Genomic DNA, 24,596 nt, shown 5'->3' on the forward strand with positions numbered 1-24,596 from the left:
TTAAAACCACTGAATACATTTTGATTCAGTATTCAGTGGTTATTTATATACTATGGAAAAAACTACTTTTTTTCGTGGAAAGCTTTTAAAATGAAAGGAGTTTTACAATGACTAGAATTATAATGCATGGTTGTAATGGGAAAATGGGACAGGTAATTTCTAAAATAGTAGAAGAAGATAATGATACCTCTATAGTAGCAGGTATTGATATATCTGATCATATTGATAACCCATACCCTGTTTTTACTGATATTAACACTCTTGATGTTGAAGGAGATGTTATAATCGACTTTTCCACTGCCAAAGCTGTACCTTCATTAATCGACTATGCAAAGTCTAGAAAAATACCTGTTGTTTTATGTACAACCGGTCTGAATGATGAACAAATTAATTTTGTTAATGAAGCTAGTAAAGAGATTGCTATCCTTTTATCGGCTAATATGTCACTTGGAGTTAATTTAATACTTAACTTAGTAAAGAAAGCTGCACAAACCCTTACCTCAGCTAATTTTGATATTGAGATTATTGAGAAACATCACAATCAAAAGATCGATGCTCCTAGTGGTACTGCATTAGCTATTGCTGATTCAATTAATGCTTCTCTTAATAATGAATATTCCTATACTTATGATAGATCTAAGGAAAGAGTTAAACGTGATTCAAAAGAAATAGGTATACATGCTGTTAGAGGCGGTACAATCGTCGGTGAGCATTCAATTATATTCGCTGGAAAAGATGAAATAATCGAACTTAATCATAGTGCCTTATCAAAGGATATTTTTGCTGTTGGAGCTGTGAATGCTGCTAAGTTCTTAAGCCAAAAATCTGAAGGTATGTATGATATGCAGAATGTAATTGAAGGTAATTAAAAAAGTATTTTACGTCAGCAGATTAAACGACCATGTTTAAAGCTGCTGATTATTATTTTTTAGGTATTTATAATATTTTTGTAGGATATTGGGATTAACATCTAGAAACTTAACGAACTGTTCCATATTTTTTAGAACCATTGGTCTAACATAATGTTCCATTAATTCTGTATCCTTCAATATGCTATCCTTAACTCCAATAATGTTAAGAAATTTTTCTATAACCATATGTCTATGATATAAAAATTCTCCTATCTTCTCCCCTTCTTCAGTAAGATTTATTAATCCGTATTTTTCATAATTAACTAATCCTATTGAATTAAGTTTTTGAACAATTTTAGTTGATGAAGAAGGTCTTACATTGAGATTATTAGCAAGTTGATTCATTCTTACGTAATTTTCTTCTTTACATATTCTATGTATCATTTCCAGATAATCTTCCATGCTGGGGGTGAGATAATTATTTTCCCTATTTAGTATCTCATAACCTCTAAATGTATAGAACTCAGATAAATTGATGATTATCGCCTCCCTAAGTCTAATTTATTATTTTGTTACTAGATTTATTCCTCTTCAATATATACATTCCAATTTCCAATATTATTTTTAGTGATTAATTGAATTATAGTTATTATTTTAAAAAAATCTTATTTGTACTTGCACCAAACAGGTTCTATTAAAATATATTATTCTAAATGAGTTAGAAAAGTTTCTTACGGCTAACTTTTTTATAAGTTATATTCAAATAAGTAAATATATCCCTATAAAAATTATGATTGAGGTGATTTGTATAAATAGTAACATAATGTCACTTGATAAACTTACAATAGGTAAAAATTGTAAGTTGTTGAGATTACAGGCTGATGGAATCACTAGAAGAAGATTACTTGATTTAGGATTAGTAAAAGATACTTTCATAAAAGCTTTGTATAAGAGCCCTTGTGGAGACCCTGTAGCATATGAAATTAGAGGTTCAGTTATAGCGTTGCGTTCAGAAGAAGCATCTAAGATAATAGTAGAATATATTCCTAAGAAGGAGGAGTCTATTTAATGGGACTTACTAATCAATCCACTGGTCTAAAAACTCTAAGAGATAGTTTTAATGTAGACCTGCAATCTCCAGATGATATAGTCATTGCTTTGGCAGGTAATCCTAATACAGGCAAAAGCACAGTTTTTAATTCCCTAACAGGACTAAAACAGCATACTGGAAATTGGCCGGGAAAAACAGTCACTAATGCTAGAGGTACATTTACTCATAAGGAACAGAATTATATCCTTGTAGATCTACCTGGTACGTACTCTCTTTTATCAAACTCTGTTGAAGAAGAAATAGCTAGAGATTTTATATGTTTTGGTAAACCTCATGCTGTAGTAGTAGTTGCAGACAGCACATGCCTAGAACGAAATCTCAATCTAGTAATCCAGATACTTGAAATTACAAGTAATGTTATTTTATGTGTTAACTTAATTGATGAATCCAAAAGAAAAGGTATTGATATAGATTGCAGAAAATTATCTGAAGAACTTGGAATTCCAGTTGTTCCTACTAACGCTAGAAGGAGTATAGGCCTTGATGTATTAAAAGATAGTTTACATAGTATGATTAAAACAAAGGAAACTTTATCTCCTATATCTATTAATTATAATGAACAGATAACTAATGCTGTTGATGAGTTATGTCCTCTTATATCTCCTATAATTAAAAATGATGTTTTAGATATGAGATGGACTTCGTTAAGATTACTTGATGGAGATAATTCAATAATACAATCTATATTAAAATATCTTGATATTGATTTATCAACTCATAATGAAATCATGAACAAGATAAAAACCATAAAAGAAGAGCTTGAAGTAGTTCATCATATGAATATTAATAATCTCAGAGAAAAAATTGTATCTAGTATAATCGAAAAAGCTGAGACAATAACTAATAAGGTGATAACCGAACATAAAAAGCAACATAGAGATTTTGATAGGAAAATTGACAAAGTTATTACTTCCAAAGCACTTGGTATTCCTATAATGCTTTTACTACTTGGCATCATATTTTGGATAACAATTATAGGTGCTAACTATCCGTCATCACTATTGTCAAATATGTTTTGTAATGCAGAATTAAAATTAACAGAATTTTTCAACTGGATTAATACTCCTGCTTGGGTTCATGGTGTACTTGTTTTGGGATTGTTCAGGACTCTAGGCTGGATAATATCTGTTATGCTACCCCCTATGGCTATATTCTTCCCATTGTTTACTCTATTAGAAGATTTGGGATATCTACCTAGGATAGCTTTTAATTTAGATTATTTTTTTAAGAAATGTTGTGCTCATGGTAAGCAGGCATTGACTATGTGCATGGGATTTGGATGTAATGCAGCTGGTATAACTTCCTGTAGAATAATAGATTCTCCTCGTGAACGTCTTATTGCAATAATAACTAATAATTTTGTACCTTGTAATGGACGCTTTCCAACACTTATCGCACTAGCTACAATCTTCATTGCTGGAATTAGCGGTAAATTTTCATCTGTAATTGGTACTATAATAATTCTACTTACTATTGTTCTTGCTGTATTTCTAACTTTTGGAATATCAAGGTTGCTATCAAAAACTATACTTAAGGGAATACCCTCATCCTTTACATTAGAATTACCGCCTTACAGAAAACCACAGATTGGTAAGATATTGATTAGATCAATAATCGACAGAACTTTATTTGTATTAGGTAGAGCTATAATTGTAGCTGCTCCCGCTGGAGTAATCATATGGATTCTACAGAATATCACTGTTGGAGATATAAGTATTCTATCCCACTGTGCTAATTTTCTAGAACCTTTTGCCAATATGATTGGTCTAGATGGCTATATACTAATGGCATTCATATTGGGATTCCCAGCAAATGAAATTGTTATACCCATACTTATTATGAGTTACATGTCAACTGGTGCAATGCTAGAACTTGATAGTCTCTCAGATCTAAAAGATTTATTAGTTAATAATGGATGGACCATGCTTACTGCCATATGTACTATGTTATTCTCTCTGAATCATTTTCCATGTGGAACTACATTATTAACCATCTATAAAGAAACTAAAAGTAAAAAATGGACTTTTGCATCATTTATTATACCTACCATAACAGGAATAGTGATATGTTTTATTGTGGCTCAAACAGCTAGATTGTTTGGATTTTATTAGGAGAACAGTCGCAAATATAGTATAGGGGAATATTCGCTCGATATTTAAATCTGGTTTAATTCTTTACTCTAAATGAATAGAACTGTAAAAAATATAGTGATAATCACAATTTTTACGACTTGTTGTATATCTTAAAAAGAGATAAACAACAAACCTAACCAGAGTGGTTATCACTACATTGGTTTAACATACTACCGCTGTCTCTATAATTTATACATAACTCCCCTAACTCACTTAATCTCTTCCTCATGCACCTCTATCTTAGAAATCGAAACCTCATAAGCAACCTTACTTATGGACTCATTCTCACTTAATTTTTTTTGATACTCCCTGCTCTGTATCCTGCCCCATATTTTTATTCTATCACCAACATTGAATTTTTCTGCATATCTTGCATTTCTTCCCCAGCAAATACATGGAATATAATCCGATTTGTTATAAGGACGATTAACAGCCAATAAAATATCTGTAATCTCTCTTCCAAAAGGTGTTGTTCTATACATTGGAGGCTTACAAATATAACCATCTAAATATATGTAATTAGGGTTTCTCTTAATCTCTTCTTCTTCAAAAATAGAGATTTCTCTAGCGAAAACTGTTAAAACTAATCTATTTTTACCCTCAATTTGTCTGTTATAAGAACGAAATTGTCCTTGAATATCTACTATCTTACCTCTCAAATCACTAGTTGTGTCAATAAGACGTTCCGATACCATTATAGGTATTATATCAGAGTTATCACTTAGTCTTGATATTTCTACATTAAAATTATAAAACCCCTCTCCATATACTTCATGGCTGAATTCAAATGTAGAATGTATTTTTCCTATTAAATTGACTTGATTGTTTCTGATAACATTATCTTCCATGATACTTATCTCCCTTCCATTATATTAAACGTTAACCCTTCTCCTTAGAAAAATTATCATTCAATATATATTCATATGTTTAATGTTTATCTATATTTATCTTTATTCAAAATGATTGATTTTTAGAAGCAGATTTTTAATTCTTCTTACATGGAATTTAATTTATCACTAATACTCCTATCTATTAACATTACAGCAGTTACAGCTGACATTATATTATATATATCGTGTCCCCAAGACGATTTAATAAATACAGGAAATTCTTGTGGCTCAATTATCGTATCATCTTCGTCTATCTCTCTTTGAATACAGTAGATTAGAGTTTTACTTGTATCCAAATCACCACCCAAACTTGATATAGTAACACTAGATTTTTTATTAAATCCAAGAGTAATAAATCTGCATAGAGGAATATCAAGGTTAATATCTTTCAATTCATGATCTACATTAGCGATAGCATAATAGTTTGTTTTACCATTATCAAATACACTAATAGTCACCAAATTACTCTCTTCTTCTATTTCATATTTCACGTTAACTTTTTTCATGATATCTTCAAAAATAAATATTAAGTTACTTAACTTATCATTACCTGTTATAATAATTTTTTTCATATATAGCAACCTGCCTTTGAAAATATAAAAATAGTTATATCACTTATTATTGTCTAACTTAGTAATTTATAATCCTTAAAAATAAAAAATAATTATTAGCTAACATAAACAGCTATATGTGTTGTATAATAATACATAACTTACAAATAATTTTTCATATTATTAAAACACACAAAAAACAAGACATTATGTCACTATTTATTGTTTTTATACATAATGAATATTAATTTTAGATAAATTATAATTATAATTGTAATCAATAATATAAAAAGTAGTAAAAGCGCATAATAACATCTTATTTTATCGAATGTATTTGTTGATATTATGCAACTACTTATCTTAATAGAAAGGAGGATGTCAATGAAATTAACTATAACAACTCTTATAGAAAATTCTAAAGGAGAACATTTAGGCTTATTGAACGAACATGGTATTTCCTTTTTGATTGAAGTGAATAATAAGAAAATACTATTTGACACTGGGCAAAGTGGTGATTTTATTAAAAATGCATCTACTCTTGGTAAAGACTTAAAAGATATAGATATGGTCGTCTTAAGTCACGGACATTATGATCATACAGGCGGATTTAGACGTTTTGTAGAAAATGTTACTTCTGACTTTAAACTGTATTTTCATAAGAATGCATTTAGAAAAAAATATAGCTTTGATAATACTCATTACAAATTTTTAGGAAACAGTTTTGATAAAGAATTTTTAGAGGATAATAATGTTGAATCTCATTTTGTGGAAGAGGATATATTAGAAATAGATAAAGGAATTTATATTATTTCTAATTTCGAACGTGTTACTTCATTTGAGAAAAAAAATCCTAGATTTTATCTTGAAAATAATGATGAACATATTCTTGATGATTTTAATGATGAAATTATGTTAGCAATAGATACACGAGAAGGTCTAGTAGTTATTTTGGGCTGCTCTCATCCTGGTGTAATCAATATGCTGAAAACTTTGATTAAGCGTACTGGTAAAAGTATTAATACAATCATTGGTGGAACACATTTGGTTAGGGCTGACGAGGATAGAATTCGCCAAACCATAGATAATTTTCAAGCTATGGACATAAAGAAATTCGGCATTTCACATTGTACGGGAGAAAATGCCATGAATCAGTTGAAACAAGCATTTGGTGAAAAATATTTTCATAATACAACTGGAACAGTACTATATTTTGATAAATAAAAATATGGAGAGATAGGTATGTTTTTAAAAGATATTGCACAAAAAATTGTTAATTTAATGATGGAAGTTATTGATTACCGTAATATTAATATTATGGATTGTGATGGTTTTATCCTTGCTTCAGGTGAACCTAACAGAGTTTCCACCTATCATAAAGGTGCTGATGATGTTATTAAGTCTGGAAAAAGTATTGAAATATATCCAGGTGATGTTGAAAAATTCCCTGGTGCTAAACAAGGTGTTAATCTTCCCATCAATATTGAAGGAAAGGTTATCGGCGTTGTAGGAGTCTACGGGCATCCTGATGAAGTTAGAATGGTTGCCAAGCTTGTTAAAAATTCTGTAGAGCTGGCTCTTGAACAATATCTTATATCTGAACAGGTCAATCTTGTAAAAGACCTGAATAATCAAATGATAAGAAAATTAATATTCAATCCTATATCTGAAACAGAAGAAGAAATTTTATGTTTATCAAAAGTATCACATGTGGATCTAAAACTGCGAAGATGTGCTGTGGTAATAAAATTAGATAAATTTTCTAATGATGAAGTTTATGAATCTGTCAATGCTATGGGAGAGATAGAAAAACTGTTAACAAGTAATAATTATATAACTAATAATGATTTTTTTGGTATCATTAATCATTATTTTATAATTTTCAAAGATATTGCTGATGAAAAACGCTCTACATATATAGATAACATCTTACACACCCTTAAAGATAAACAACCATTTGATACTAGAATAGGTTTAGGTAATTCTTATAACGACTTATATGGATATAAAAAATCATTCAACGAAGCTGTTGAACTTATTTCTATAAGCAAAAACGCTCCTCTTGATATTAACGATTTTGAAACCCAAGCCAAATATCTTCTCCATAAAATACAAACAGATGAATCTGAGCCATTTATTAAGAAATTGTATTTATCAATACTAAATGAAAATAATAAAGTTCCCGAATGGTTTTATAAAACATTAGATTCATTATTTGAACATAATCTTAATTTGAATGAAACGGCGGAAGCTCTATTTGTTCACAAGAATACCCTTGTTTATCGCTTAAAGAAGATTGAGCAGATAACAGGATTGAATGTAAATAATTTTTATCATTCAATGCTTCTATATTGTTTATATTCTTATATAAACAATATAGATAAGTTGAATTAAAAAATTACTATAGAACCAGTAATTTTTTAGTTCTATTAGGCTTATAAAAATCAAGGACATATATTGAATTTAATAAAATGAATATTGATGTTTAATTTCAATATGTGTAGATAGTGGTATCTAATACTTAAAAATACTAGGAGGAAATATTATGACAAGTGGCATAGGACTATTTATTATCGTTTTAATTGCAATTGTGGGTACAATCATTTTGATTTCAAGATTCAAAATGCATCCTTTTATAGTGTTGCTACTGGCAGCGTATTTTATAGGTATATGTACAAAAATGCCTGCTGATTCTATAATATCAACAATTAAAAAAGGTTTCGGTAATATCCTAGGTAACATTGGTATTGTAATCATTGCTGGTACAATAATTGGTACGATACTGGAAAAAACCGGAGCGGCTCTTACAATGGCTAATAGTATATTGAGATTAGTTGGTAAAAAAAGAGCACCTCTTACAATGAGTTTAACTGGATATGTTGCAAGTATCCCAGTATTCTGTGATTCTGGTTTCGTAATTTTATCCCCTATAAATAGAGCTTTGGCCGAAAAATCAAAAGTATCTTTAGCTGTTATGGCTACTGCTCTTAGCTCAGGATTATATGCAACACATTGTCTTGTTCCACCAACACCAGGTCCAATAGCAATGGCTGGTACATTGTCCGCTAACTTAGGTTTAGTTATTCTAATGGGTCTAGTTGTATCCATCCCTGTTATGCTTGCAGGTTACATATATGCAATTAAAGTAGGTCCAAAATTCCCTATCGACCCTAATCCAGAAACAACAGTAGAAGAATTATTAGAGAAATATGGTAAACTTCCAAGTGCTTTCAAATCATTTGCACCTATCATTTTACCTATCATTCTTATTGCTTTCAAATCAATAGCTGATTTTCCATCTGCACCATTTGGTGAAGGTATCATCAAATCATTCTTTGATTTTATAGGTAATCCTGTTACTGCTTTAATTCTAGGAATCTTCCTAGCTATGACTTTAATACCAAAGTCTGAAAAGCAAAATAGTTTTAAATGGATTGGAAAAGGCATCTATAATTCAGCATCCATCTTAGCGATTACAGGTGCTGGTGGTGCTCTTGGTGCTATCTTACAATCATTACCACTTGCTGATGCATTAAGCGATTCATTACTTAAATATAACATTGGATTATTATTACCATTTATCATAGCCATGTTACTTAAAACAGCGATGGGAGCTTCTACAGTTGCTATGATCATAACTTCTGCAATGGTTGCACCACTTATGGCTAATATGGGTATGACAAGTGAAATGGCAAAAGTACTTGTAGTTCTAGCGATCGGTGCTGGTTCAATGACAGTATCCCATGCTAACGATAGTTATTTCTGGGTTGTCTCCCAGTTCAGTGATATGGATACATCCACGGCTTATAAATGTCAAACAGGTGTTACCCTTGTCCAAGGTATTGTAGCAATTGTGATGATAATGATACTAGGAGTAATATTCATCTAACAAAGACTGACTAACATAGAAAAGAGTTGATTACTTGAAGAAAATAGTTATTGCCTCAGATTCTTTCAAAGGTACTATGGACTCTATTAATGTCTGTAATATAGTTGAAAAAGGTATTAAAAACATTAGACCAGAAATTAAGACGATTACGATACCTATAGCTGATGGAGGTGAAGGAACTGTAGATGCTTTTTTAAATGCTATTGGCGGTATAAAAGTAACCAAAAAAGTTACAGGTCCACTTTTTGACAAAATTGAAGCAACTTACGGAATATTAGATGATGGATCAGCAGTCATTGAAATGGCTCAAGCTTCAGGACTGCCTCTAGTAGAAGGAAGAGAAAATCCTCTAAAGACAACTACTTATGGTACAGGTGAGCTAATTCAGGATGCTCTAGAAAAAGGCTGTAATAAAATAATCATCGGTATTGGGGGAAGCGCAACAAATGATGGCGGTGTGGGAATGGCTGCTGCATTAGGTGTCAGATTCCTACAAGAAGATAATAGTGAAATAGATCTAACTGGTGAAGGCTTAGGTTATTTAGCTACTATTGATACAAGTAATCTAAATTCCAAAATATCTGATTGTCAATTTATCGTAGCTTGTGATGTTGATAATCCATTATATGGCGCTAGCGGAGCCGCTTATGTTTTCGCTCCACAAAAAGGTGCCGATGCAAAAATGGTAAAGATTCTTGATGAGAACCTTAAGCATTATGCTGGTATCGTTAATAGAGACTTAGGAATAAACTTGCAGAAATATAAGGGTTCAGGTGCCGCAGGAGGATTAGGCGCTGGTCTTGTTGCCTTTGTTGATGCCCAGCTAAAATCAGGTATCAATATATTACTTGATGCTGTAGATTTTGATAATCTGATAGTTGATGCTGATTTAATTATAACCGGTGAAGGTAAGATTGATGGGCAAAGCTTAAGAGGTAAAGTACCTGTAGGTATAGCTGATAGAGCTGTTAAACATCACAAACCTGTTATTGCTATTGTAGGTGCTATTGGTGATGAGACTGATGCACTCTATGAAAGAGGAATAAGTTCTATCTTCAGTATTAATCAAAGACCGGAAGCCTTTGAAGTTGCTAAGAATTATTCTGAAGAAAACTTATTAAAAACAACCGAATCCATTATTAGACTGGTATCGGTAGTATAACCAATTAAGGGACTGTTCTTTATGGACAGTCCCTTATTATTTACTCAACTTACCTACCTTTAATTAATGCAGGTAAACTAAGTGTTAAATTATTTATTTTTAATATTTTTTATTGAATCCAATGCTAAGTCATTAGTATGCTTCAATGATTTTGTTATAATCAATCTTGTTCTGTCAAGCATTGGTTTATTTCCAAAACGCAGTCCATCTAGATTTTCTACATTATTAATAAATCTATGAAGTTCTTTATCAACATCTACGAAATGACTCAGTTCTGATATAGGAGTTGGGTCATCTGTTAATCCCATTAGATAATCCATTGATACATTAAAAAATTTTGCAAATTGCATTTTTGTATCATCGTCTGCTTGTCTAGCATTTCTTTCATATTGTGAAATATTATTTTTAGTCTTTCCTACTATTTCTCCTAATTCTTGCTGTTTCATTCCTTTCTGTTTCCTTAATAATCTTAATCTATTGCTAAAATTTGGCATTCTAACCACCTCACATTTATTTTAGAATCCATTAATATCACTGTAAATAGCAATAACCAACAAGACAACTTAATACAAAATTAGGTATTGACAGTAACCAATATGTGTATTATAATGTAGTTAACGATTTGGTTATTATTACTGACATCAAGTTAATATAATATCCATTTCAGTTATTACTTATTTTCATTTATATATAATGTGTTCTATACCTCACTGTTTTGTTAATGTATTACTAGTGTTAACAATTCAAAAATGCATAATTAGATTATGCAAATGCAATATAGTTTATTTAACTAAAGGGCAAGTAAGTAAACTATATTGCACTGAAAAAATATTCTATATGAATATTCATTAGTAGTAAAGTTTCATTAATGCTTATAACATCGACATTGTATATTAAACACATGACAAGAAACAATTTAATAAACATAAATATAATAATTATCATTGTTAAGGGTATGATAGATAGGATTAATTCACTTATAATCCTGTTCTGCCATTTTATGCTCAATTTGAGAGCTGTTTATTTTTAACTCCCCTTCCCCTTACATGATTAATTATATATACATACTCCCCTTATCCTAACTAGATTAGAATCTTCAACACATATGTCTATTATGCAAATGATCCTTAAAAGGGTGAAATATCTAGTCTTTGGAGTATATTAGATATTTCACCCTTATTATATCACATTTTATTTTACTTTTATTAACTTTACACTATATTACTCATTAGTCTAATTTATAATCTGTTTCTTTTTTAGATTCAGGTCAATTGATTATTTTATTCAATTTTTCTATTTCATTAAATATCTTCTTAAATTCTTTTTCTTCTCTTATAGGATCAAAAATTGATTGCTTTAGTAGAACCAATATATTTTCATAAATGTTAATTTTGATTGGATACTTACTTTGTTTTAATTCATCAAAACACCATAATTTCTTGAATCCTTCAATATTGGTAAAATCATGATTTTTATAAGAATCTATCATCTGTTTTAACATATCTATTGCTTTTATTTTATTACCAATATTTATGAATAATTGTGCTAATTGTAGATATTCATTTAACAGAAAAACTGTCTTCCCATTATATTGAAATAAATTTTTTATATCTACACCTAGATTATAATATCTTTCAGCTAAATCATAATCCTGTTCATAGATACAATAGGTATTTCCTAAACTTAAACAGATATTAGATATATCATTAATACTCTTGAACAATTTACTTTGAAGTAATTTCCTAGCATCTTGATATTTTTTTTGTTTTATATAAATACTTGCCATAATATCATCAGGATCACATTGACTTTTATTAATCTTATTAAGTGTACTAATAGCCTCCTCTTCTCTACCTAATGTTGCGTATAAGCTACCTAAAGCAAATAATGAAACTTCTACCAGTTTAGTATCATTACAATTTGAAACTACTTCTTCATATAATTCTACAGCCTCATTTAATATTTGGGTGCATTTTTCTTCATCTTCAGTTTTCCAAGAATAAATAGTATATAAAAACGCTATTCTACTCATCAGAAAATAACTCGACGGATATTTGTTCAAATACTCTTTTGTTCTCTTAATGGCTGTACTCATATCTGAGTTATTAAAAAGCTCTTCGCATTCTTCATATATCTCTTTTACCTTCTCATCACTTAAATCCTTATCAAAGTTAAGCAATGTGTCAATAGTAACATTAAAAAATTTTGCTAATATAGGCAATAATGTTATATCTGGATAAGAATTTCCACTTTCCCATTTTGATATGGCAGCAGTTGATACTCCAATTATTTTCGCAAGTTGTTGCTGCGTTATACCCTTATCTTTTCTTAATCTATATATTATTTCTCCAATCTGTAATTTTTTCATAATAATACACTCCTTAATTTTACTAACCAATAAAATAATCTAGGTAATTACCATTCTTAAACATTTATTAAATAGAATATTCTTCTTCTAGTATACAGTGTAATAATCCATATACCAATAGAGATATAGTTAATTATAGTCCTCAAAATATAACTGTTGGTTAATTTTTATATAAAATAATAATTACTGAACTAGAGAAACAAATTCGTTAAGTAAAGGCTATTACGTATTTCATATTTTTAAACTTTTCTAAACACAAGAAACAGAGAGTAGTATTATCCTATTCCCTGCTTCATCTAAATATATAATTGTATTTTTTTATTCTATTTTTACTACCAAAATGAATCTACTAATAATTCACTTAGTCTTATATATTCTTCATAACACCTTTTATATATTTTAACACACTCTCTATTAGGCCGATAAGTATTTTGGATAGTTACAGTTTTATCTATAGCTTCTTGAAAGTCCTTATATATACCTACACCAACTCCAGCAAGAATTGCAGCTCCTAGCGTAGTCGCATGGTCTGAATAAGGTACCTGAATAGTACGGTTAGTTACATCTGCTTTGATTTGAGTCCATACACTGCTATTGGCACTTCCACCTACACTTGATAAAGTACCAGCCTCAACTCCTGCTTCCTTAGCAGTCTCCAAGTTATGGTTAAGAGCATATGCAACGCCCTCCATTGTACTTCTTATCATATGTGCTCTTGTTTTATCAAAAGACAATCCATAATAAACACCTTTTGCCTTACTATTCCATAGAGGAGATCTTTCCCCTTTCATATAAGGTAAAAAGATTATATCATCACTACCTGGTGGTATCTTCTCAGCTTCCTCACTCATTATAACAAATGGACTACTACCTCTTTTATCAGCTTCTTCCTGCTCTACATGTCCAAATTCTCTATTAAACCAATTAAGAGTTCCCCCTCCACCTGTTGTACCACCTTGCAACAACCACATATCAGGTACAACATGATATCCAAGAATCAATTTCTCATGTATTACAGGCTTACCTAACGCAATACTCATTCCACCTGCTTGACCACCTTGTTCTTGAGTCTCTCCTTCATTAATTACACCAGCACCTAAAGTACAACAAGCAGCATCTAAACCACCAGCAACAACAGGTGTACCCACTTTTAATCCCGTTACTTTGGCTACCTTTTCTGTAACACTACCAACAATATCATGACTATGCATTAATGGTGCCATCAAATCTAGAGATAACCCTAACTTATCAGCTATCTCAAAATCCCACTCACCTTTGTTTATATCAAAAAAATGGAATCCATAACACTGAGAATAATCCTGTGAAATTTGATTAGTCAGCTTATATGCTATATAAGCATTACTCTGCAAAAATTTATAAGTCCTATTGAATACCTCAGGCATATTATCTCTTAACCATAACATCTTAGGAGTTATATAAGCCGAATCAACAGGATTACCACTGATGCTAATCAACTTTTCTTCACCAACTGCATCCTTCATCCATTCAGCCTGCTCTTCAGCCCTTCTATCCAACCATATCATAGCTCTACTCAGTACATTACCTGACTTATCAATAGGAATACAAGCCCATGATGTCCCATCAATACCAATCCCTTTTATATCTTCCGGATTAATATTATCTCTACTTAACATCTGGGAAATTCCCTCAGTAATTACCTGCCACCAATCCTCTGGATTTTGCTCCACAAAACCTTTACTAGGATAATAAGTCTCATAACTCTTAGTAATACTAGAAACTACTTTACCCATTACATCAAAAATAGTCATCTTACAACCCGATGTACCTTGGTCAATAGCTAATAGTAACTCTCCCATTAAACAACAACACCTTTTTTAAGAATGATATTTGCATATAATGAAGTCTCCCCAGTAGCTACAACTGCATACGCCTTCTTAGCCCTTTCATAAAATGCAAATCTTTCCTCATAACAGATTTTTTTGTCTCCCTCTTTTTCCTTGATTATAGCCTTATACGTATCCCATATCTCAGGAACATAAGTATCTCCCTTTACAACTTCCATCAATCCAACAGGTTCATCAGTATACACATCCAAAGGCATCAATTCTAAAACAGCCTCTAAAACTTCAGGTACACCATGCCCATCTAATCTAACTAATCTCTGAGCCATTGAAGCAGCAGGAAAGTTACCATCAGATATAATTATCTCATCCCCATGCCCCATCTCCATCAATATTTTCAACAACTCTGGTGATAAAATACTTGGAATCTTCTTCAACATACTAATCATCTCCTAAATTAATTTATATATTTATTATTTTATTACTTACCACATAATTTAACTGTAATCTTTTTATCTACCAAACATGAATATCACGGGCAAAAGGGTAAATTGTAATAATCACGCAGACCGATCGCTTCTCAGAGTAAGGCAAGTGATTATTACAATTTACCCTGCCCCTCCTACCATAAAATCAACCTATCTCAGCTACCTCTACCTGACTAAAATACAAATCCACCAATTCTTTCTCCACATAACCAGTCTGAGCAAATTGAGTATTAGCAGTTCCACAAGCCATGCCCATCCTAATCATATCTATCTGACTCGATTCTCTTTCTAACCCGATTGCACATCCAGCTATAAAAGAATCCCCTGAACCAACTGTATTTATAACCCTGGCAGGTGGAATAGTAAACCTGTATATACCCTCATCAAGTCCAGCAATACACCCATCTTTTCCTAGACTGATTACAGGTACCTCAACACCCATTCTCTTAAAATACTTTATAGCCTTTACAAGTCCTTGTAATGTACTAACATCACCACTATGAACCTGCTTAATCTCATCAGTATTAGGTTTCACCATATAAGGTATAGCTTTTATACCCTCTATGAATGCTTTTGAACTTGTATCTAAAATAACTTTCTTATTATGCTTCTTAGCAATATCAATCAATACTTTATAAAAATCAGCAGATATTCCCTTTGGTAAACTCCCAGAAATAGTAACCACTTTTATATCATCCAACATATCTTCATATACCTTGATAAATTTATTAACTTCATATTCTGATACAACTGGTCCTGCTTCCAATATCTCTGTACTAATCTGATTAACAGTATCAGATACGTTAACACATATTCTTGTTTCTCCACTTACCTTAATAAATCTACTTTCTATACCTAGCTCTTTAACTTTATTATTAATAAAATCTCCATTAGAACCACCTAATAAACCTGTTGCAGCAACTTTTTCACCCATTGTTTTTGCAACCTTGGCTACATTAAGCCCTTTACCACCTGCAGAGGCAACCGTCTTGATAGGACGATGTACCTCTCCAAGTTTATAATTATCTATTATATAGACTTTATCAATAGCTGGATTCATAGTAATTGTAAGAATCATTATACACCTCTAGAATTCGTCAGCTAAGCCGCTTGATCCACAAAGCCTTATCTTTTTCTTGACTACTTCTTTTACAGCTTCTCTAGCAGCTCCCATATAATTTCTTGGATCATTTTCCTCTTTATTTTTAGCGAATGTCCCTGCAATCGCTTCTGCCATAGGATTTTTTAATTCCGTTGCTATATTTATTTTTGCTATTCCACGTTTTATGGCCTCTTTGATACTATCATCTGGTACACCGGAAGCGCCGTGTAGAACAAGTGGTACATCTACTATCGCTTCAATTGCAGACAACCTGTCAAAATCTAACTTAGGTTCTCCTTTGTACATACCGTGTGCAGTTCCTATAGCTATTGCTAATGTATCAATACCTGTATCTTCAACAAATTTCTTGGCTTCAGAAGGAATTGTCAAGGCAGCTTCATCACTGTTGACAAACATATCGTCTTCAACTCCACCTATCCTTCCAATCTCACCTTCAACTTGTATTCCTACAGCATGAGCCATATCTGTAACACGCTTAACCAATTTCACATTTTCTTCATATTCAAGATTAGCCCCATCAATCATAACAGATGTATAGTTATTCTTAATACATTGTACAATAGTATTAAAAGATGGGCAATGGTCAACATGAAGTGCTACAGGAATATTATACATATCTGCTGCCTTTTTTACAATAACTCCAATGTATTCTATTCCAGCATGTTTTAGAGTTCCTGGTGTTGTCTGAATTATTACCGGAGCTCTCTCTTCACTAGCACCTTCAATAACTGCTTGAATAGTTTCTAGATTATGTATATTAAACGCCGCTATTGCTACCTTTTTCTCTTTTGCTTTCTTAATTAATTCTAGTGAGCTTACTAATGGCATAGTTATACCTCCTTATTAAAATTTCATCATCACTTTACCCGACACTCTTTTTGCCTCTATATCTATAAAAGCTTTTTTTGTATCATCAATATCAATAACCCTATCTATCAATTTTTCTACTTTTATCTGTCCTGTTCCAAGATAGTTTGCACCTAGAGTCCATTCTTTTCCTGGAAAAGGAGCTGAATATGACATCCAAGAACCTTTTACCGTCAATTCTTTTCTATTCATATATTCGAATTGTTTTGGCTGTATGACAAATTCCGTATGAGGTGTACCAATATACATAACACTTCCTTTGTTACCAGCAATCTCCAAGCATAGTAATTCTGTAAAAGGCACTCCTGCTGTTTCAATAACCATCTGGAAACCTTTACCATTAGTGATTTTTTTAACTTGTTCAGCTATATCATCTGTTTTAGTATTGATTACATTATCCGCTCCCAATTCTAAGGCTATTTTTAATCTTTCGTCATCAATATCAAACACTGTAATATCTTTTGCACCCATTATCTTGGCACATTGTAATGTCAATAGACCTATAGTTCCCATGCCTGTTATAGCTACAGTAGTCATAGGTTTGAAATCCATTACCAACAGACCATGTAATACTACGGTTATAGGTTCAAGAAATGCACCTTGAACATAAGAAACTTGTTCTGGTAGTTTTACTATATTAACTTCCGGCGCTTTTACATATTCAGCCCAAGCTCCATATTCTCTTGAACCAATGAAACTATATTTTTTACATAATGCATGATTACCACTAAGACAATCCACACATGAATGACAAGGTTTCAGAGGTGCTACTGATACTTTGTCTCCAATATGTACATTCTTTACTTCTCTTCCAATTTCAACTACTTCACCTGAAAACTCATGTCCAAATACATTGGGATAATAATGAGAAGCCGTTCCCAAGACTCTTGGTATATCTGAACCACATATTCCAGAAGCCTTTACTTTAATCAACACTTCATCATCTTCAATAACAGGCTTTTCAATATTTTCTATTCTAATTTCATTTTGTGCGTATAATACAGCCGCTTTCATTGATATTACCCTCCTCACTATTTAGCTATGATTCCATCTAAATCCCATAAGTCTTCCCATGATTGGTTATCTTTCCATAAAAAAACTTGACCTTTGATAAGACGACAGTTCTTATCAATCTTAGATATAGCTTCCATCTCTTCATCAGTTAAAGGGTTTTCTGTTACACATTTTATGTTGCTAAGATATTCATTTCTCTTTACTGAAAATGGAATAGGCACTTGCCCTCTTTGAACTGCCCATTTGATACATACGACTGCTGGATGTACCCCAAGTCTTTTTGCTGCTGCGAGAATAACTGGGTCTTCTATGTCTACTGTATCATTTTCTGTTTTATCTCTACCTGGACGAGTTGGAGAACCAATAGGACAAAAACCGATAGGCTGAATATTATTTTTTATGCAAAAATCAAATAGCTCCTGTTGTTGAAAATGAGGGTGTTGCTCCATTTCATTTACTGCTGGTTTTATCCTTGCATCCTTAAGTAACAATTCAAATTTTGCTTTTGTCATATTGGAAGTACCGATATTTCTTACTAATCCCATGTCTACCAATCTTTCCATTTGTCTCCAAGTTTTCATAAACTCTTCATGGATATATGGATGAGCATTCTCACTTCTTGAATCAACTGAACAACCTGGAGCGTGGTAGTTAGGAAATGGCCAATGAATTAAATATAAATCCAAGTAATCAAGCTTTAGATCTTTTAATGTCTTTGCTACAGATATTAAAACGTCACCATCTCCATGCATATCATTCCATACTTTGGAATTAATCCATAGGTCTTCCCTTTTCATTCCATTTTTCATAGCTATCTCTAGAGATTCACCAATTTCTTTTTCGTTTTCATATACAGAAGCACAATCAATGTGACGATAACCAACTGAGATTGCTCCCAAAACAGCATCTGATATCTGATTGGCAGTGAATCTGTCAGAACCAAAAGTACCAAGCCCTACAGCAGGCATTTCATCCCCTGTATATAATATTTTCTTTGGTATAATATTAGGGTCTACTCCATCTGACGCAATTTGAAAATTTTTTCTTAGATTATTTTCCATTTTTCATTACTCTCCTTTATATTATTTATAGTTTAATAATTGTTGCTTTATTAATTGGCATATCGTTTAGTTTTATATTAAAATATTAAAGCTAAACGTTTAGCTCTAGCATAAAGTAATATCAACCAAATATAGTTAAAATCTATATATTGGTCGATACAGACTCTTTGATATGAACTTTTGTTTTTAATCTATAAGTTGAAGGAAAATCTGAATAATCGTCACTAAGTCTTTTGAGCATAAGATTGGCCGCTGTTTCTCCAATCTCCTTCATTGGTTGTTCCACAATAGATAGTGGTGGTCTTACTATCCTTGCCATTTGTATGTTGTCAAATCCGATCAAAGATAATTGATTTGGAATAGTAATATTCAAATCATTAATTGCCATTATTGCACCAATTGTCATTTCATAATTGGTTACTAATACTGCAGAAGGACGTTTATCCATATTCCAAAGATCAATAAGTGCTTTGTATCCACTTACTACAGTATAATCTGCGTTTTTAATTAATTCTTCATCAATTTCAACGTTATAGTCTTCGTGGACTCTAATATATCCTTTTCTTCTTTCATCGGCAGTATAAGTGTTTTCTGGTCCGCATATTATACCTATCCTTTTATGTTTTCTCATAATTAGTTCTTCTACAGCTTGGTATGAGGCATTCAAATTATCTGCAATGACTATATCGCAATCCAGCCCTCTTATCATTCTATCTAATAATATAACAGGAATCTTTTTATCTATCAGACTCTGTATATGCTTTTTTTCTCCACTATAACTAACCATGATAATACCATCAACATGTTTATTTATAAGAAATTCAAGTTTGGTGTGCTCTAATTCTTTGTCTTCTTTGAAGTCACATATTATAGTACCATAACCTTTTTCTTGTAGAATGCCTTCAATTATTGATACTATTGAGGTAAAAAATATGTTTTCCAAAGATGGTAACAACACCCCTATTGTCATCGTTTTATTGGTTTTCAATCCCCTAGCCATTTCATTTCTTTTATAATCTAAGGCTTCTATAGCTTCTTGGATTATTTTTTTGTTCTCATCTAGGACATTACCACCATTAATGTATTTTGATATGGTTGCTATAGATAATCCAGTATATTTTGCTACATCTTTAATAGTTGAAATATTATACACCTCCATCACGAAACGTTTCGTCATCTTAATTATATCATAGATTTTTTAATATACAAGTTTTTTTATAATATCACATTAGTTTTTTTGTTTTGCTTTATGTAATCACACTAATAATATTATGATAATATAAAAAAGTAAACTTATTTAATAAATTTATTACCCAAAATGAATTTTTATGAAAAAAGACTTTTCTTTTTAATATAATTTTAATATAATTTAATTGATTGCTAAAATTAATTACGTGATATTTTTATAAAATTATTCTTTTAATTAATAAACTAATATAATTACTTAATAATATAGGGAGTGATTTAATGTTCAATCTTGATGATTGTGTTGCATTTATTACTAATAATGCTTCTAAACAAATGGAGAATTATTTTAATGAAAGGTTGACTCAATTAGGGAGTACCAGAGTTCAATGGATTGCATTATATTATCTAGGGAAAAATAAATCTATTAGTCAAGTTGATCTTGCCAAAAAAATGAATATAAAAAGTTCTACCGTAGTAAGATTAATTGACAGAATGGAAAGAGACGGTTATGTAAAACGTGTAAAAGATTCTAACGATAGAAGAATAACCACTCTTGAATTAACTGATTCCGGACTTAACCTAAGAAAACAATTACTTCCTGAAGGTGAAAAAGCTAGTAAAGTTTTTTCTAAGAACATTACAGATGAAGAACTTGAAGTTTTTGTGAATGTTTTAAAGAAAATGGTAGATAATATTAATGAATAATTTATTTTAGATATACTTTTCTAGGTATCTAAAGGATAACATCAATTATTTATTGATAGATGTTGATATCTAAAATAATATGTGCTATACTAACTATTGCATATACAATTATTTTACTACTAGGAGGTAATATAGATGTCAAAAGACCCAAGACAAATGTTAAACGACTTTATGTCAGGATTAGAGGATTTAGGTAAGACAAATGAAGCTCATATGGGTTCATTCATGAATTTATTAGGTACTGCTTATGAACCTGGTGCTCTAGATGTTAAAACAAAAGAATTGATGAGCGTAGCAATCGGTGCTTATAACCGTTGTGAATATTGTATTGTATTCCATGTATACAAAGCTCTTGAAGCAGGTGCAACACGTGAGGAAATCTTAGAAGCAGCTATGGTAGCAGTAGCATTTGGCGGAGGACCTTCTATGGCATACACTGTAACATTATTAAAGAAATCTATTGATACTTTTGAAGGCGATTTCAAATAAATTTAATATAAACAGCGGAGGCAGTTGATACTGCCTCTTATTTTTAAATACATTAGTTTTAATAACATTATATTTGCAAGGAGGATATCATGAACATTGAAGTTAAGTTAGATAAATTATCAGGTCATGCAAAAGATGGCAAAGTAGGAAAAGTTCATAAAAGCGTTGGTGATAAAGTTACTACTGAGGATATTTTATTTAATATTGAATCGAATAAAGGAAATATGCCTATTAAGGCAGCAGCTAATGGAATAATCAAAAGTATTGAAGCCAATGAAGGTGATTCAGTTGCTATAGGTTCTCTATTAGCAGTAATTGATGGCGAAACACCTGAAGAGTTAACAGAACAAAAAACACCACTCAAAAATATGAATACTAATAAAACTACTAGTAAATCTTCAGGCAGTTTTAATTATTTTGGTGGACTATTAAAACCCCAAAAGCAACAGTTGGAAAGTGATATAACTATAATAGGTGGCGGTCCTGGAGGCTATGTGGCTGCTATTCAAGCTGCTAAATTAGGAGCTAATGTTGTTTTAGTGGAAAAAGAAAGAGTTGGGGGTACATGTCTCAACTATGGTTGTATACCAACTAAAGCTATCGTTCGCTCATCAGAAGTATATAGAGAATTAAAAGAAGCTGATAAATTCGGCCTACATGCTGATAACATCTCAGTAGATATGAAAAAAGTTATTGATAGAAAATCCGATATAGTTAATCAATTAGTAAGTGGTATAGAATATCTACTAGAAAAAAATAATGTAAAAGTGATTAAAGGTACTGGAGAAATAATTGACAAAAACACAGTGTTTGCTAAAAATAATAAACTAGAAGCAACCATATCTAGTAAGAATATTATTATAGCTACTGGCTCTAAAACATCAATGATTCCTATTAAAGGAATAGAGCTGGATAATGTTATTACAAGCAAAGAAGCTCTTGAACTTGATACACTACCAGAAAAATTAGTTATTGTTGGTGGTGGTATTATCGGTATGGAATTTGCTTTTATATACTCTAGTTTTGGTGTAGATGTTTCAGTAGTAGAATTTTTGGAAAACACCTTACTGGCATGTGACAAAGATGTTTGTGATGAGATTAATATAATAGCCAGGAATAGTGGTATCAAACTATATACAAGTTCTAGAGTAGAATCTATCATCAGGAGTGAAGATGATAAATGTATTGTTTCATTCACCGAAGATAACGAAACCAAGTTTATAACTGCTGATAAAGTACTTATGGCTGTTGGAAGGCAACCATCTTATAAAAACATAGGTGTTGAGAAATTAAATATCGAACTAGATGAAAGAACAAAAGGTATCAAAGTTAATTACAAAATGCAGACTAATATACCTAATATTTATGCTATTGGTGATGTAACCAACATAATCCAACTTGCTCATGTTGCTTCACATCAAGGTATAGTAGCCGTTAAAAATATTTTAGGTACTGAGACTAAGATGGATTACAATGTAGTCCCAAGTGCTATATTCACTAATCCTGAAATCGCTATGGTAGGAGTAAGTGAAAGTATGGCACAAAAAGATGGGCTTGATATTGAAATCGGTAAATTCCCTTTTGCGGCTAATGGTAAAGCTTTAACTCTAGGAGACAGCAAAGGTTTTGTTAAGATCATTAAGGATAAATCAACTGGAAAGGTTATTGGTGGTTCTATAATAGGACCTCATGCAACAGATTTAATAGCAGAAATAACTTTAGCAATAAAAAATGGATTAACAACAAATGAAATTATTGAAACCATCCACGCTCATCCAACTACAGCTGAGTCTATACATGAAGCTGTTTTAGCTGCTGAAGGTGGTGCGTTACATTTTGCCAAGTAATGATATTAATGTAAAAATGATATGTTCTAACTCCACAGATCCTTGGTACAATTTAGCTCTTGAAGAATACTTGTTACGTGGTATCAATGAAAATGAAATAATATTGTATCTCTGGCAAAATGATAATACTGTAGTTATAGGCAGAAATCAAAATCCTTGGAAAGAATGCAAGTGTAAAAAATTAGAGAACGAGGGTGGCAAATTAGCTAGAAGGTTATCTGGTGGAGGTGCTGTCTATCATGATTTAGGGAATCTCAATTTTACATTTGTTATGGATAAAAATTTGTATGATCTGGATAGACAGTTAAATGTAATTTTGCAAGCTGTAAGAAGCTTTGGAATTGATGCAGAGTTTTCAGGTCGTAATGATTTAACCGTACATGGTAAGAAATTCTCTGGTAATGCTTTTTATTTCTTGGATAAATCATCTTATCATCATGGTACCATACTTATAGATACTGATTTTAGTAAGCTTACTGATTATCTACAAGTCTCTAAGGAGAAAATTAGTTCTAAGGGGATTGATTCAGTTCGTTCTAGAGTCATTAATTTAAGTGAGCTTAATGATAGTTTAACTACTGAAAATATGAAAAGATATTTAATTGATAGTTTTGAAAACATATATGGTAAATCTAGTACTGTAATTAATGTAGACAATGATACTTACAACATTCAAGAAATATATGATAAGTATGCTTCTTGGAAATGGCGTTTTGGAGAAGCTCCAAAATTTGACATTACTTTTGATAAAAGATTTTCATGGGGCGGTTTTGAATTAGGTTTGAATCTTAAAAACGGTCATATCAAAGAAGCTAAAATATATTCAGATGCCATGAACAGTCAATTAATACAAAAGATGGCTTCTTGTTTGTTAGATGTTCCTTTTATAATGGATAGAATAATTGATGCTATTGGTAGTATTTCTACAGATGATGCAGATAAACTGATTATAGATGATGTAACAGCTTGGCTCATTGAAAAATCCAAAAGTATATAGAATTTATTTTTATAAGGCTTAATTAATAAGTATTGTCATTATA

The 24,596-nt window shown here is 31.4% G+C and carries 23 protein-coding genes; 11 read left to right on the forward strand and 12 right to left on the reverse strand.

All coding sequences use genetic code 11. The features are described 5' to 3' along the window. Positions 1-107: 107 nt before the first annotated feature. Positions 108-869, forward strand: a complete 762-nt coding sequence (gene dapB, locus AACQ14_RS17765; protein ID WP_339364925.1) for a 4-hydroxy-tetrahydrodipicolinate reductase — start codon at positions 108-110, stop codon at positions 867-869. 36 nt (positions 870-905) lie between these two features. Here the strand turns inward: dapB and AACQ14_RS17770 are convergent, their stop codons facing one another. Beyond that, positions 906-1,313 (reverse strand): metal-dependent transcriptional regulator, encoded by a 408-nt coding sequence (locus AACQ14_RS17770; RefSeq protein WP_339364926.1) that lies wholly within the window; start codon positions 1,311-1,313, stop codon positions 906-908. Positions 1,314-1,674: 361 nt separating this feature from the next. On the opposite strand from AACQ14_RS17770, the gene AACQ14_RS17775 reads away from it, so the two are divergent. Further along, complete coding sequence (locus AACQ14_RS17775) at positions 1,675-1,920, forward strand: FeoA family protein (RefSeq protein WP_339364927.1); 246 nt, start codon at positions 1,675-1,677, stop codon at positions 1,918-1,920. Then, a complete protein-coding gene (gene feoB, locus AACQ14_RS17780; RefSeq protein ID WP_339364928.1) occupies positions 1,920-4,073 on the forward strand; it encodes a ferrous iron transport protein B in 2,154 nt (717 codons plus the stop codon). Before AACQ14_RS17775 ends, feoB begins: the two co-directional genes overlap by 1 nt. Positions 4,074-4,303: 230 nt before the next feature. Here feoB and AACQ14_RS17785 read toward each other — a convergent pair whose 3' ends face one another. Next, positions 4,304-4,942, reverse strand: a complete 639-nt coding sequence (locus tag AACQ14_RS17785; protein WP_339364929.1) for a single-stranded DNA-binding protein — start codon at positions 4,940-4,942, stop codon at positions 4,304-4,306. A 146-nt stretch (positions 4,943-5,088) separates the two neighbouring features. Then, positions 5,089-5,556, reverse strand: coding sequence for a hypothetical protein (locus AACQ14_RS17790; protein WP_339364930.1), 468 nt, complete (start codon positions 5,554-5,556; stop codon positions 5,089-5,091). A 360-nt stretch (positions 5,557-5,916) separates the two neighbouring features. Between AACQ14_RS17790 and AACQ14_RS17795 the strand changes: the two genes are divergently transcribed. The 4 genes from AACQ14_RS17795 (at position 5,917) to AACQ14_RS17810 (ending at position 10,583) form a co-directional block, all read left to right on the forward strand. Continuing rightward, on the forward strand, positions 5,917-6,756 hold the full coding sequence (locus tag AACQ14_RS17795; RefSeq protein ID WP_339364931.1) for an MBL fold metallo-hydrolase: 840 nt from the start codon (positions 5,917-5,919) through the stop codon (positions 6,754-6,756). 18 nt (positions 6,757-6,774) lie between these two features. After that, positions 6,775-7,926: a CdaR family transcriptional regulator gene (locus AACQ14_RS17800; RefSeq protein WP_339364932.1), complete on the forward strand. Its 1,152-nt coding sequence runs from the start codon at positions 6,775-6,777 to the stop codon at positions 7,924-7,926. 151 nt (positions 7,927-8,077) lie between these two features. Beyond that, a complete protein-coding gene (locus tag AACQ14_RS17805) occupies positions 8,078-9,421 on the forward strand; it encodes a GntP family permease (protein WP_339364933.1) in 1,344 nt (447 codons plus the stop codon). Between the two features lie 34 nt (positions 9,422-9,455). After that, positions 9,456-10,583: a glycerate kinase family protein gene (locus tag AACQ14_RS17810; RefSeq protein WP_339364934.1), complete on the forward strand. Its 1,128-nt coding sequence runs from the start codon at positions 9,456-9,458 to the stop codon at positions 10,581-10,583. An 89-nt stretch (positions 10,584-10,672) separates the two neighbouring features. On the opposite strand, the gene AACQ14_RS17815 is transcribed toward AACQ14_RS17810, so the two are convergent. The 9 genes from AACQ14_RS17815 to AACQ14_RS17855 all read right to left on the reverse strand — a co-directional run bounded on the left by AACQ14_RS17815 (position 10,673) and on the right by AACQ14_RS17855 (position 20,480). Further along, positions 10,673-11,077 (reverse strand): helix-turn-helix domain-containing protein, encoded by a 405-nt coding sequence (locus AACQ14_RS17815; protein WP_339364935.1) that lies wholly within the window; start codon positions 11,075-11,077, stop codon positions 10,673-10,675. A 773-nt stretch (positions 11,078-11,850) separates the two neighbouring features. Beyond that, complete coding sequence (locus tag AACQ14_RS17820) at positions 11,851-12,951, reverse strand: helix-turn-helix domain-containing protein (RefSeq protein WP_339364936.1); 1,101 nt, start codon at positions 12,949-12,951, stop codon at positions 11,851-11,853. A 332-nt stretch (positions 12,952-13,283) separates the two neighbouring features. Then, complete coding sequence (locus AACQ14_RS17825; protein ID WP_339364937.1) at positions 13,284-14,789, reverse strand: xylulokinase; 1,506 nt, start codon at positions 14,787-14,789, stop codon at positions 13,284-13,286. After that, complete coding sequence (gene fucU, locus AACQ14_RS17830) at positions 14,789-15,214, reverse strand: L-fucose mutarotase (RefSeq protein ID WP_339364938.1); 426 nt, start codon at positions 15,212-15,214, stop codon at positions 14,789-14,791. Before fucU ends, AACQ14_RS17825 begins: the two co-directional genes overlap by 1 nt. A gap of 193 nt (positions 15,215-15,407) precedes the next feature. Beyond that, on the reverse strand, positions 15,408-16,340 hold the full coding sequence (locus AACQ14_RS17835; protein ID WP_339364939.1) for a 1-phosphofructokinase family hexose kinase: 933 nt from the start codon (positions 16,338-16,340) through the stop codon (positions 15,408-15,410). Positions 16,341-16,349: 9 nt separating this feature from the next. After that, positions 16,350-17,213, reverse strand: a complete 864-nt coding sequence (locus AACQ14_RS17840; RefSeq protein ID WP_339364940.1) for a class II fructose-bisphosphate aldolase — start codon at positions 17,211-17,213, stop codon at positions 16,350-16,352. 15 nt (positions 17,214-17,228) lie between these two features. Further along, on the reverse strand, positions 17,229-18,266 hold the full coding sequence (locus AACQ14_RS17845) for a galactitol-1-phosphate 5-dehydrogenase (RefSeq protein ID WP_339364941.1): 1,038 nt from the start codon (positions 18,264-18,266) through the stop codon (positions 17,229-17,231). Positions 18,267-18,283: 17 nt separating this feature from the next. Continuing rightward, a complete protein-coding gene (locus AACQ14_RS17850; protein WP_339364942.1) occupies positions 18,284-19,327 on the reverse strand; it encodes an aldo/keto reductase in 1,044 nt (347 codons plus the stop codon). A gap of 142 nt (positions 19,328-19,469) precedes the next feature. Further along, positions 19,470-20,480, reverse strand: coding sequence for a LacI family DNA-binding transcriptional regulator (locus AACQ14_RS17855; protein ID WP_339364943.1), 1,011 nt, complete (start codon positions 20,478-20,480; stop codon positions 19,470-19,472). Positions 20,481-20,794: 314 nt separating this feature from the next. On the opposite strand from AACQ14_RS17855, the gene AACQ14_RS17860 reads away from it, so the two are divergent. From AACQ14_RS17860 to AACQ14_RS17875, 4 genes are all read left to right on the forward strand, one after another. Beyond that, the gene (locus tag AACQ14_RS17860) at positions 20,795-21,220 is read left to right on the forward strand and encodes a MarR family winged helix-turn-helix transcriptional regulator (RefSeq protein ID WP_339364944.1); all 426 of its coding nucleotides are present in this window, start codon (positions 20,795-20,797) and stop codon (positions 21,218-21,220) included. Between the two features lie 135 nt (positions 21,221-21,355). After that, positions 21,356-21,709, forward strand: coding sequence for a carboxymuconolactone decarboxylase family protein (locus tag AACQ14_RS17865; protein WP_339364945.1), 354 nt, complete (start codon positions 21,356-21,358; stop codon positions 21,707-21,709). Positions 21,710-21,798: 89 nt separating this feature from the next. Further along, entirely contained in the window at positions 21,799-23,556 is a 1,758-nt protein-coding gene (gene lpdA / locus AACQ14_RS17870) for a dihydrolipoyl dehydrogenase (protein WP_339364946.1), read from the forward strand. Then, positions 23,546-24,553, forward strand: a complete 1,008-nt coding sequence (locus AACQ14_RS17875; RefSeq protein WP_339364947.1) for a lipoate--protein ligase — start codon at positions 23,546-23,548, stop codon at positions 24,551-24,553. Before lpdA ends, AACQ14_RS17875 begins: the two co-directional genes overlap by 11 nt. Positions 24,554-24,596: the final 43 nt, after the last annotated feature.

Origin of the sequence: Vallitalea maricola (assembly GCF_036985595.1) — a bacterium.
In the GTDB taxonomy this organism is placed as follows: Bacteria; Bacillota; Clostridia; order Lachnospirales; family Vallitaleaceae; genus Vallitalea; species Vallitalea maricola.

Excerpts from the sequence above, each read along its gene's own strand:
- AACQ14_RS17850 (WP_339364942.1), bottom strand. The coding sequence starts at position 19,327 with ATGGAAAATAATCTAAGAAAAAATTTTCAAATTGCGTCAGATGGAGTA.
- AACQ14_RS17835 (WP_339364939.1), bottom strand. The coding sequence starts at position 16,340 with ATGATTCTTACAATTACTATGAATCCAGCTATTGATAAAGTCTATATA.
- lpdA (WP_339364946.1), top strand. The coding sequence starts at position 21,799 with ATGAACATTGAAGTTAAGTTAGATAAATTATCAGGTCATGCAAAAGAT.
- AACQ14_RS17865 (WP_339364945.1), top strand. The coding sequence starts at position 21,356 with ATGTCAAAAGACCCAAGACAAATGTTAAACGACTTTATGTCAGGATTA.
- AACQ14_RS17820 (WP_339364936.1), bottom strand. The coding sequence starts at position 12,951 with ATGAAAAAATTACAGATTGGAGAAATAATATATAGATTAAGAAAAGAT.
- AACQ14_RS17800 (WP_339364932.1), top strand. The coding sequence starts at position 6,775 with ATGTTTTTAAAAGATATTGCACAAAAAATTGTTAATTTAATGATGGAA.
- AACQ14_RS17775 (WP_339364927.1), top strand. The coding sequence starts at position 1,675 with ATGTCACTTGATAAACTTACAATAGGTAAAAATTGTAAGTTGTTGAGA.
- AACQ14_RS17845 (WP_339364941.1), bottom strand. The coding sequence starts at position 18,266 with ATGAAAGCGGCTGTATTATACGCACAAAATGAAATTAGAATAGAAAAT.
- AACQ14_RS17790 (WP_339364930.1), bottom strand. The coding sequence starts at position 5,556 with ATGAAAAAAATTATTATAACAGGTAATGATAAGTTAAGTAACTTAATA.
- AACQ14_RS17785 (WP_339364929.1), bottom strand. The coding sequence starts at position 4,942 with ATGGAAGATAATGTTATCAGAAACAATCAAGTCAATTTAATAGGAAAA.
- AACQ14_RS17840 (WP_339364940.1), bottom strand. The coding sequence starts at position 17,213 with ATGCCATTAGTAAGCTCACTAGAATTAATTAAGAAAGCAAAAGAGAAA.
- AACQ14_RS17825 (WP_339364937.1), bottom strand. The coding sequence starts at position 14,789 with ATGGGAGAGTTACTATTAGCTATTGACCAAGGTACATCGGGTTGTAAG.
- AACQ14_RS17805 (WP_339364933.1), top strand. The coding sequence starts at position 8,078 with ATGACAAGTGGCATAGGACTATTTATTATCGTTTTAATTGCAATTGTG.
- AACQ14_RS17795 (WP_339364931.1), top strand. The coding sequence starts at position 5,917 with ATGAAATTAACTATAACAACTCTTATAGAAAATTCTAAAGGAGAACAT.
- dapB (WP_339364925.1), top strand. The coding sequence starts at position 108 with ATGACTAGAATTATAATGCATGGTTGTAATGGGAAAATGGGACAGGTA.
- AACQ14_RS17770 (WP_339364926.1), bottom strand. The coding sequence starts at position 1,313 with ATGGAAGATTATCTGGAAATGATACATAGAATATGTAAAGAAGAAAAT.
- fucU (WP_339364938.1), bottom strand. The coding sequence starts at position 15,214 with ATGTTGAAGAAGATTCCAAGTATTTTATCACCAGAGTTGTTGAAAATA.
- feoB (WP_339364928.1), top strand. The coding sequence starts at position 1,920 with ATGGGACTTACTAATCAATCCACTGGTCTAAAAACTCTAAGAGATAGT.
- AACQ14_RS17815 (WP_339364935.1), bottom strand. The coding sequence starts at position 11,077 with ATGCCAAATTTTAGCAATAGATTAAGATTATTAAGGAAACAGAAAGGA.
- AACQ14_RS17860 (WP_339364944.1), top strand. The coding sequence starts at position 20,795 with ATGTTCAATCTTGATGATTGTGTTGCATTTATTACTAATAATGCTTCT.